This is a genomic window from Candidatus Aeolococcus gillhamiae, assembly GCF_016464765.1.
In the GTDB taxonomy this organism is placed as follows: Bacteria; Chloroflexota; Dormibacteria; order Aeolococcales; family Aeolococcaceae; genus Aeolococcus; species Aeolococcus gillhamiae.
On sequence record NZ_JAEKNS010000052.1, the window covers coordinates 19501 to 28898 of the forward strand.

The window sequence follows — 9398 nt, forward strand, 5'->3', positions numbered from 1 at the left end:
CGTGGGTCAGGACTTTCGTGCAACCGCGGCCAGCATGGTCGGAAACGGTCGCGGCATTCTCGCCGCCGACGAGAGTGTGGCGACGATGAACAAGCGCCTGGAAGCGACTGGAGTCGCTCCGACGGCCGAGCAGCGGTGTGCCTATCGAGAGATGCTGTTGACCACTCCCGGGCTCTCCGACTCGATCAGCGGGATCATCCTGTCCGATGACATCTTCACCGCCCAGGTGAGCGACGGGCGCCCCTTTCCGGATGCATGCCGTGAGGCCGGGCTGCTCCCAGGCATCAAGGTGGACACCGGGGCGAAGCCCCTTGCCAATGCTGCCGGGGAGACCGTGACCGAGGGCCTGGACGACCTTCGGGCCCGGCTCGAGTTGTACGCGAGCGCGGGCGCAGCATTCACCAAGTGGCGCGCGGTGATCCAGATTGGCGAGCGGCTCCCCTCACGACGTGCGCTGGTCGCCAATGCGCATGCCCTGGCCAGGTACGCGGCCCTGGTCCAGGAGGCCGGCCTGACACCGATCGTTGAGCCGGAGGTTCTCATGGACGGCGGTCACGGCCTCGATCGGTGCGAGGAGGTCACGCAGACCGTGCTCCACACCGTTTTTGAACAGCTGGCCGAACAGGGGGTCGTTCTCGAGGGGACGGTGCTGAAGCCGAACATGGTGCTCGCCGGGAGCGACTGCGAGCCCCGCGCCGGCACCCACGAGGTTGCTGCGGCCACGGTGCGCACCCTGCGCAGCACGGTCCCAGCGGCCGTGGCCGGGGTGGCGTTCCTCTCCGGCGGACAGGGTGTCGACCAGGCGACGGCCCACCTTGCGGCCATCAACGCGCTCGGGCCGCAGCCGTGGGAGCTGTCGTTCTCGTTCGGACGCGCGCTGGTCGACGAGGCCCTCCAAGCCTGGCGCGGTGACCCGCAGCGTACTGGTGCCGGACAGGACGCGCTGGTGGCGCGGGCGCGTGCCAACGCTGACGCCCGCGCCGTCTGAGCCGCGCCCGCGGGTTCATGGCCGGGCCGGGCTCAGCGCCGTTCTGCCGCCAGTTGCAGGAGGTGATAGACGAGGATCAGCTGGGTCACCGCCAGCGGCTCGTTGCGAACGCCTTCGATGGACCCGATCCCGCTCGGCAGGACCGCGTCGTCGCCGAAACCCAGGCCGCGCCAGAGCGCCTCTTCCACCTGGCGGGTCAACGCGGGTGGAGCGTGCCCGTGGATGTGCAGCGCGTCGACGGGCTTGCCATCGTCGTCACGAATCAACTTGAGGTGAATGGCCCGGCGATTTTCGTCGGTGACCACCGATGAGAGGTCGGGGTGGGACACGGTCGGCCGCAACAGGAGCATGGCGCTGAGCGTGGGCTCCCCGTCCGGCTCGTCGTGGTCGTGTCCGTGGCCGTCTGCGGTCTGCTTGAGCGAACCGAAGCGGACCACGATGTCGGCCTTGGCGCGCTGCGGGCGAATGAACTCGACGGACTCCGTCTCCCGTCTTTCCAGCTCAGCCAGGACCTGCTCACGCGAGTAGCCACGTTTGCTGGAGTCGCGGGCGACCTTCCAGGCGACGCGGATCGGCTCCGGCGGGTCGAGGTACACGCTGACGTCAGCGCAGGCCTCGCCCAGCTTGGTGTGCAGGGGCAGCAGCCCCTCGATGATCACGAACCGGCGCGGCTCGACAAACTCGGGGCGACCGAAGGTGCCGGTGCTGTGGTCGTACTTCGGCTTGAGGATGGGCTGGCCGTTGGCGAGCAGCTGGAGATGCTGCTCCATGATCTCGATGTAGTTGCACTTCGGGTTGAGTGGGGTGAAGGGCAGGTTGCGCCGCTCCTCGCGGTCGTAGCGGTGATAGTCGTCGACGCAGACGGCGGTGACGTTCTCCTTCCCGAGAGCCTCGACCAATCCCTTGGTGAGCGTCGTCTTGCCCGCGGCGCTGTCCCCGGCGATGCTGAGCATCACAGGGCGCAGCGCGACCTGGTCGTCCGCCCACGCCGCGCGTTGAATGGCCATCGCCTTGTCAGGCATGACCCCGTCGGCGGTCACGCGGTGTCCACCGCGTCGGGTGGCTGCCCGGCGGACAGCAACCGGCTCTTGCGCACGTCGGCCTCGTCGATGAGCATCAGGTCGTCGCGGCCCACCGCCCCGCCGGCGCCGACGAGACGGTTCGCCTGGCGCAGGCGGCACCGTTCCAGGGCGTTGCGAACGCTGCGCGCGTTGGCGAACCGAGGCTGCGCCATGCGCCTGTCGAGCAGCTCACGAAAGGCTTGGACCGCCCCCGGGGAGAATCGGTAGCGCTGCTGGTCGAGCATCAGGGTGGCGATCTGCAGGAGCTCGTCAACCGTGTAGTCAGGGAACTCGATGTGGTGAGCGATGCGCGACTGCATACCCGGGTTGCTCTCGAAGAACGTGTCCATGCGATCCCTGTAGCCGGCGAGCACGACGACGATGTCGCTGCGCTGGTTCTCCATCACCTGGAGCAGGATCTCGATCGACTCGGCGCCGTAGTCGCGCTCGTTGTCGTGCTTGTAGAGGTAGTACGCCTCGTCGATGAACAGCACGCCTCCCATGGCGCGCTTGAGCACGTCGCGCGTCTTCGGCGCGGTGTGGCCGATGTATTGGCCGACCAGGTCGTCGCGGCTGACGCTCGTGAGGTGACCCTTGGCGAGGTAGCCAAGACGGTTGAGGATCTCGCCCATGCGCATGGCAACCGTGGTCTTGCCGGTGCCGGGGCTGCCGGTGAAGCACATGTGCAGCGACGGCCGTTCGGACTCGAGGCCGAAACCATGGCGGAGACGATCGATGACCAGCAGCGACGCAATCTCGCGAATGCGTGTCTTCACCGGCTCGAGGCCGACCAGGTCGTGCTCGAGGCTCTCGAGCACGTCGGCGATTCGGGCCTCGGCGAGCTGCGCGCCCATGTCGACCTGGGCATCAGCGTCCCATTCGGGAAGCACCTGATCAGTGGCGGCGGCGTCGGTCGCGGTGTCGTCGCCCGCAGCCGGTGCAGTGTCGGGCGCGCCGGCGGCGGCGTTCTGCGGGGTCATCCCGAAGCGCCTCCGGCCGTCGGGCGCCATCACTTACGGTACCTCTCACCCTCGGGACTGTCGGTGGCGTAGGCGTGGAGCGCGTAGCGGACCTGGCGATCGGGTCCCTCCTCGCGCTCGAGGCGGAAGCCCGGCTCAACGGCCGGCCGGTTGACGATGAAGCTGAGCGCCGTCGTCTGCCGGCCCAGGGTGCGGTCATACCCGTTGAGCCGGACGTAGTGATCGGGGTGCGCCTCGCGGCAGCGGTTGATCTCGAAGAGGACCGCCGAGGCGTCGTTCATGTCGAACATCGGCAGCTCCCACATCTCCCACAGGAAGTTGCGCGGGTGCGGGTCGTCAGTGAACTCGACGGACAGTGGCCAGTTGTTGTCGAGGCAGTACCGCACCTGGGCCGTGATCTGCTCGTCGTCGAGATCGGGAAGATAGGAGAACGTTCCCTGGGTGATGCGCATCGTGTTGTCTCCTCTCAGGCCGACGTCGGCGTGGACACCACGTCGGGTGTGTCCGTCGACTCGTAGTTGAAGCTGATCTCGCCCCAGACGTCGAGAGCTGCGCGCAGCTCCGGGCTCCACTTGGCGGCAGCCTTGAGGATGTCGGGGCCCTCGTTGACGTAGTCACGGCCCTCGTTGCGCGCCTGCACCATCACCTCGAGCGCCACCCGATTGGCGGTGGCGCCGGCGGCGATTCCCATGGGATGCCCGATGGTTCCGCCGCCGAACTGGAGCACCGTGTCCTCACCGAGGTAGTCGAGGAGCTGGTGCATCTGGCCGGCGTGAATTCCACCCGATGCGACGGGCATGACGCCCGGCATGGAGACCCAATCCTGGTCGAAGTACAGGCCCTTCTGGGGATCGGCCGCTGTGTAGCCCTGGCGGCACGTGTCGTAGTAGCCCCGGATCATGTTGGGATCGCCCTCCAGCTTGCCCACGACCGTCCCGGCGTGCACGTGGTCGACACCGAGCAGGCGAACCCATTTGGCGATCACCCGGAAGCTCACACCGTGCGTCTTCTGCCGTGTGTACGTGCCGTGACCGGCACGGTGGAGATGGAGGATGACGCCGTTGCGGCGCGCCCACTTCGACATCGACGTCATCGCGGTGTAGCCGACGGTGAGGTCCATCATCACGATGACGCTGCCGAGCTGCTTGGCGAAGTCGGCACGCTCGTACATGCTCTCCATGTCGGCGGCGGTGACGTTGAGGTAGTGGCCCTTGATCTCACCGGTCACCGCCTGCGCTTTGTTGACGGCCTCCATCGACGACAGGTATCGGTCGCGCCAGCGCATGAATGGCTGGCTGTTGATGTTCTCGTCGTCCTTGGTGAAGTCGAGGCCGCCGCGCAGCGCCTCGTAGACCACGCGTCCGTAATTGCGCGCGGAGAGGCCGAGCTTGGGCTTGGTGGTGGCGCCGAGGAGCGGGCGGCCGTACTTATTGAGGTACTCGCGCTCCATGACGATGCCATGTGGCGGGCCCTGGAACGTCTTGACGTAGTGCGGCGGGATGCGCATGTCCTCGAGGCGAAGCGCCTTCAGGGCCTTGAAGCCGAAGACGTTGCCGATGATCGAGGACGTGAGGTTGGCGATCGACCCCTCCTCGAAGAGATCGATGTCGTAGGCGATCAGCGCGATGAACTGTCCCGGCGTGCCGGGGACCGGGTCGCACCGGTACGCCTTCGCCTGGTAATGCTCGTGGGCGGTGAGCCGGTCGGTCCAGACCACCGTCCACGTCGCCGTCGAGGACTCCCCGGCGACCGCGGCCGCCGCCTCCTCGGGATCGACGCCCTCCTGCGGAGTGATCCGGAACGCGCAGAGGATGTCGGTGGGCTTGGGCTCGTAGTCGGGCTCCCAGTAGCCCATCTTCTTGTAGGGGATGACCCCGGATGCCCAGCGATCGTCGGCCGGCGGGCTCGCCTGGGCCGGTGTTGGTTCGGCGACTGCCATGGCCTTGTCTCCTCTTCGGCGGCGGAATCGATCGTCGCCTGCGGGCCATGGTCGTCTCCGTTCGCATCAATGTCAATTGATTTTCCATTGACGACTATGTAGGCTGCACTTATGACACTGCGCCAGCTGGCGACGCTTCTCGAGGTGGCTCGCGCCGGCTCGGTGAAGGGAGCGGCTGAGCAGCTCTTCGTGACCCAGCCCGCCGTGTCCGCGGTGCTGGCGTCTCTGCAGCGCGAGCTCGGCGTCGACCTCGTCGCTCGCGACGGCCGCGGTCTGCGCCTCACCGACGCCGGCCGTGTCCTCGCCGACTACGCGCGGCGCATCCACGGCATGCTCGACGAGGCCGCGGCGGCGACCACCGGCGTCCAGGCACGGGGACGCCTGCGGATGGCCGCGGTGACCACGGCGGGTGAGCATCTTCTGCCAGCCGCGATCGCCGGCTTTCGAGAGCTCCATCCCACCGCCGAGGTGAGCCTGGAGGTTGCCAACCGCGGCCACGTCTGGGAGCGTCTTGATGCTCACGAGGTTGACCTGGTGGTGGCCGGCCGGCCGCCGGCAGCGCGCCTGCTGCGGTCGCGCGCGGCGCGGCCCAACCAGCTGGTGATCGTCGCCGCTCCAGGGATCGGCACCTCGTTGACCGCTGCCGCGCTGGCGGGGCAGACGTGGCTCCTCCGTGAGCGCGGGTCCGGCACTCGGGCCACCACCGAGGAGTACCTCGCCGCGTTGGGAATCGAGCCGGCGAGCCTGACTCTCGGCTCGAACGGCGCCATCCGCGAAGCCGCAGCGGTGGGCCTCGGCATCACCCTGATCTCGAGCGAGGCGGTGGAGGTTGAGCTCGCCGCCGGCCGGCTGGTCACCGTCGCGGCGCCCGACGTCCCGCTGCGCCGGGATTGGCACGTCGTCACCCGTGCCGAGGAGCGCCTCCCGGAGAGCGCGTCGCTGTTCCTCACGTACCTCGTCGAGCGCTGCCGCTTCGTGCCGACCGACGAGGGGTGACGCCGCGGTCACACGGGTGACGTCGGGTCCGGGCAGACGTATGCTGAACCACACGGTCACACGTCACACAGGGTGATCTCATGGAACCGCCGCCGAGTCAGCCCGCGACAGGGGGCGATTCGGCGGGCCCCGACGACCGCTCCGACACCGGCGCCCGCCGCGTGCAAATGGTGACCTGCGGCCGGTGCGGCTGGCCCAGTGCATCCGTGGCCCAGGAGGGCATGCGGTTGCTCAGCTTCGTGTGCCACTGGTGCGGCAAGACCACGGTCGGCGTCGTCGACCCGACGATCCGCCGCAACGTCATCTTCTGATTGGTCAGCCGCGGCGGTACGTGGCGACAGCCAGGGGCGCGAACACGGCGATGAGGCCGGCCGACCACAGCAGAGCCCGCACCACGAAGTACGACGCCGGGTGGCCGACCAGGGCCTCCGCAGGCGCGCCCTGGGTGAGTGTGCGCACCGCGTTGACCATGACGGTCATCGGCTGGTTCTCGGCGAAGCCCTGCAGCCATGTCGGCATCGACGCCACCGGGACGTAGGCGGAGGAGATGAACGTGAAGGGAAACACGATGAGCGCGAAGCCCTGGGCGGCCTGAGCGGAGCCGCCGACCATGCCGATGAGGATGAACAGCCACTCGAACACGAAGCCGAACAGCACGACCAGCGCCGCCGCCTCGAGCGCTGCGCCGGCGCTGTCATGGAGTCGGAAGCCGACCGCGAAGCCGATGGCGATGGTGATCGCCAATGACCACACCTGGATGGCGGTGTCGGCAAGAGCACGGCCCAGGATCACCGCGCTTCGTGGGATGGGCAGCGAGCGCAATCGAGACACGAGTCCCGAGCCGACGTCCTCGGCCATGCCCACCGCCGCGTACATGGCATTGAACAGCACGCCGGTGGTGATGAAGCCGGGGACCACGAAGTTGACGTAGTCGATCCCATGCGTGGTGATGGCTCCACCGAACACGTAGCGGAAGATGAGCAGGAAGAGCGCGCCCTGCAGCGTGCCCACCACGATCATCTGCGGGGAGCGCAGGAAGTTGAGCAGCACGCGGCGGGCGAGCTGCTGGGTCGAGGTGAACAGGCCCGCCGGATGTGCCGTTCTCGGTGGCAGGACCATGCTCATGCCGCAACCTCCCCTGACGTTGTGGTGAGCGCGAGGAAGGCCTCGTCGAGGGTGGGCTGACGCACGGACACCTCGTCGAGGGAGATGCCCACCGCGTCGAGCGGGCGCAGCGCCGCGAAGAGCTGCGCTGTGCCGGCGCCGAGCCGGACGCGCACGCTGCGCGTGGCCACGTCGACGACGGGCGCGTCGTCGCCGATGGCCGCGAGGGTGGTGGCGACACGCTCGAGGTCGCTGGTGTCGCGCACGTGCACCTCGACGATGCTCCGTCCCGCCCGCTGCTTGAGGTCGCGCGGTGTGCCCGAGGCGACGACGCGACCGTGGTCGATGATGGCGACGTGCGAGGCGAGGTGGTCGGCCTCGTCGAGGTACTGCGTGCTCAGCAGGACGTCGGTGCCGTTCGCCACGAGGGCGCGGATGAGGTCCCAGAGCTCGAGACGGCTGCGTGGGTCGAGCCCGGTGGTGGGCTCGTCGAGCAGGAGGAGACGCGGCCTCCCCACCAGGCTGGCACCGAGGTCGAGGCGACGGCGCATGCCCCCGGAATAGGTGCGCACTGTGCGGTCTGCGGCATCGGTGAGGCCGAGCTGCTCGAGGACGCGCGCGGCGTCGGCGCGAGCCTGGGCACGCGGGACGCCGAACAGGCGGGCGACCATCTCGACGTTCTCGCGGCCGGTCATGGCCGGCTCCACGGCGGCGTTCTGGCCGGCGAGCGCCAGCAGGCGGCGAACCGACGCGGGCTCGCGAGCCACATCGTGGCCGCCGACGCAGACCACGCCGGCGTCCGGGCGGAGCAGGGTGGCGACGATGCTGATCAGCGTCGTCTTGCCGGCGCCGTTGGGGCCGAGCACGGCGAGCACCTGGCCGGGCTCCATGGTGAGGTCAAGGCCGTCCAGGGCCCGGGTCTTGCCGAAGGTCTTGACCACGCCTTCGGCTTGGATGGTGGCGGTCATGTTCCTCTCCGGTTGTACGATGCACTAACGCTGACAGGGCGCTATAGTGACCTAACGATGTTAGGGATGTCAAGGCTGTCCATCGGCCACAATCGCCCCCAGGAGGACCCGAGGAACGCCATGCGCCGAGACGACCGGGGAGGGCTGAACCGCGACGCGGTGGTCGAGGCCGCCCTCCCGCTGGTCGACGAGCTGGGCATTGACGGCCTCTCCATGCGGGCGCTCGCCGACCGCCTCGGGGTGAAGGCCGCATCTCTCTACTGGCACCTGCGCGACAAGGAGCAGCTGCTCGAGCTGCTCGCCGAAGCGCTGCTCGATCGCGTCGAGATTCCGGACGGGCAGCGCGGCTGGCGGGCAGAGGTGACGGCGTCGTGTAAGGCGCTGACGGACGTCGTGCAACAGCATCGCTCAGCGGTGTCGGTGGTGCTCGCCTCCCTCCCGGTGGTGCGACAGAGCCGGTTGCGCCGCGACCTCACCCGTCTCCTTGCCCCGACAGGCGTTGCGGACCCGGAGGGCGTCGCTTTCGCGCTAATCGTGCAGGTGGTGGCGGCTGCCACCGCCGCCCCATCGTCAGCCCCGCGGGAGCTGGGCAACGGGATGACGCTGCGCATCGACTCCGGGTCATGGCGCGTGCTGGTGCGCGCTGCGCCGCTCGACGCACCGGTGGAGGTGGCGCGGTCGGAGGGCGGCGGCGGCGCGCCGTCCCTCGACATGAGCACGGACGGGGAGGTGGTGGTGCGCAACCGCCGCGGCGCCAACCGCGGCTCTGTCGAGCTGAGCCGCAACCACTCCTGGTCCATCAAGTTGCATGGCGGTACCTGGAACACCGCACTCGACCTCACCGGGCTGCGCATCACCGGCGTCGAGATGGACAGCGGCGGCGGCAACGTCACCTGCGTCCTGCCGATGCCGCACGGCATCGTTCCAGTGCGGATAAACAGCGGCATCGTCGGGGTCACGCTGCGACGGCCGCGCGAGGCAGCCGCGCATGCGCTGGTGCAGACGGGCTCGGTGAAGGTGCGCTTCGACGGCGACCTCATCAAGGCGACGATGACGGACGTGCAGTGGAACTCGCCCGGTGCCTCACAGCGCGATGATCGTTACGACGTCACCGTGTGCAGCGGCTGCGTGAAGGTGGCCATGGATTCGACCGCGCCGGCGGACAGCGCGCCGAGCGCGGCAGTCCCGCAGGACGGGGTCGCGACCGCCGGTCGCGGCGCGAGCCAGGTCGTCGCGCTCATTCTCGATGGCATCGAGCAGCAGGTGGCCGCGGTCGAGGCCGAACGATGAGTTGAGGCTCCTGCGCGAGTCTCATCTCAGATGGGGACCGAGCCGACCCTCCCGGACCGCGCGCGCCGCCAC

General features: G+C 68.8%; 9 protein-coding genes. 3 read left to right on the forward strand and 6 right to left on the reverse strand.

The genetic code is table 11. The features are described from left to right. Position 1 precedes the first annotated feature (1 nt). Entirely contained in the window at positions 2 to 988 is a 987-nt protein-coding gene (locus JF886_RS04500; protein WP_337310020.1) for a class I fructose-bisphosphate aldolase, read from the forward strand. Positions 989 to 1020: 32 nt separating this feature from the next. On the opposite strand, the gene JF886_RS04505 is transcribed toward JF886_RS04500, so the two are convergent. From JF886_RS04505 to JF886_RS04520, 4 genes are read right to left on the reverse strand one after another with little or no spacing between them, the layout of a single operon-like run. After that, complete coding sequence (locus JF886_RS04505) at positions 1021 to 2010, reverse strand: phosphoribulokinase (protein ID WP_337310033.1); 990 nt, start codon at positions 2008 to 2010, stop codon at positions 1021 to 1023. A 14-nt stretch (positions 2011 to 2024) separates the two neighbouring features. Then, positions 2025 to 3029: a CbbX protein gene (cbbX, locus tag JF886_RS04510; RefSeq protein ID WP_502711395.1), complete on the reverse strand. Its 1005-nt coding sequence runs from the start codon at positions 3027 to 3029 to the stop codon at positions 2025 to 2027. A 29-nt stretch (positions 3030 to 3058) separates the two neighbouring features. Next, complete coding sequence (locus tag JF886_RS04515; RefSeq protein WP_337310022.1) at positions 3059 to 3481, reverse strand: ribulose bisphosphate carboxylase small subunit; 423 nt, start codon at positions 3479 to 3481, stop codon at positions 3059 to 3061. Positions 3482 to 3495: 14 nt separating this feature from the next. Next, positions 3496 to 4968, reverse strand: a complete 1473-nt coding sequence (locus JF886_RS04520) for a form I ribulose bisphosphate carboxylase large subunit (protein ID WP_337310024.1) — start codon at positions 4966 to 4968, stop codon at positions 3496 to 3498. A gap of 111 nt (positions 4969 to 5079) precedes the next feature. On the opposite strand from JF886_RS04520, the gene JF886_RS04525 reads away from it, so the two are divergent. After that, positions 5080 to 5964: a LysR substrate-binding domain-containing protein gene (locus tag JF886_RS04525; RefSeq protein ID WP_337310026.1), complete on the forward strand. Its 885-nt coding sequence runs from the start codon at positions 5080 to 5082 to the stop codon at positions 5962 to 5964. A 315-nt stretch (positions 5965 to 6279) separates the two neighbouring features. Here JF886_RS04525 and JF886_RS04530 read toward each other — a convergent pair whose 3' ends face one another. After that, a complete protein-coding gene (locus JF886_RS04530) occupies positions 6280 to 7089 on the reverse strand; it encodes an ABC transporter permease (RefSeq protein ID WP_337310027.1) in 810 nt (269 codons plus the stop codon). Next, on the reverse strand, positions 7086 to 8036 hold the full coding sequence (locus JF886_RS04535) for an ATP-binding cassette domain-containing protein (protein WP_337310029.1): 951 nt from the start codon (positions 8034 to 8036) through the stop codon (positions 7086 to 7088). The genes JF886_RS04530 and JF886_RS04535 overlap by 4 nt, the downstream gene beginning before the upstream one ends. 66 nt (positions 8037 to 8102) lie before the next feature. Between JF886_RS04535 and JF886_RS04540 the strand changes: the two genes are divergently transcribed. Next, complete coding sequence (locus JF886_RS04540; protein WP_337310031.1) at positions 8103 to 9326, forward strand: TetR/AcrR family transcriptional regulator; 1224 nt, start codon at positions 8103 to 8105, stop codon at positions 9324 to 9326. Positions 9327 to 9398 lie beyond the last annotated feature (72 nt).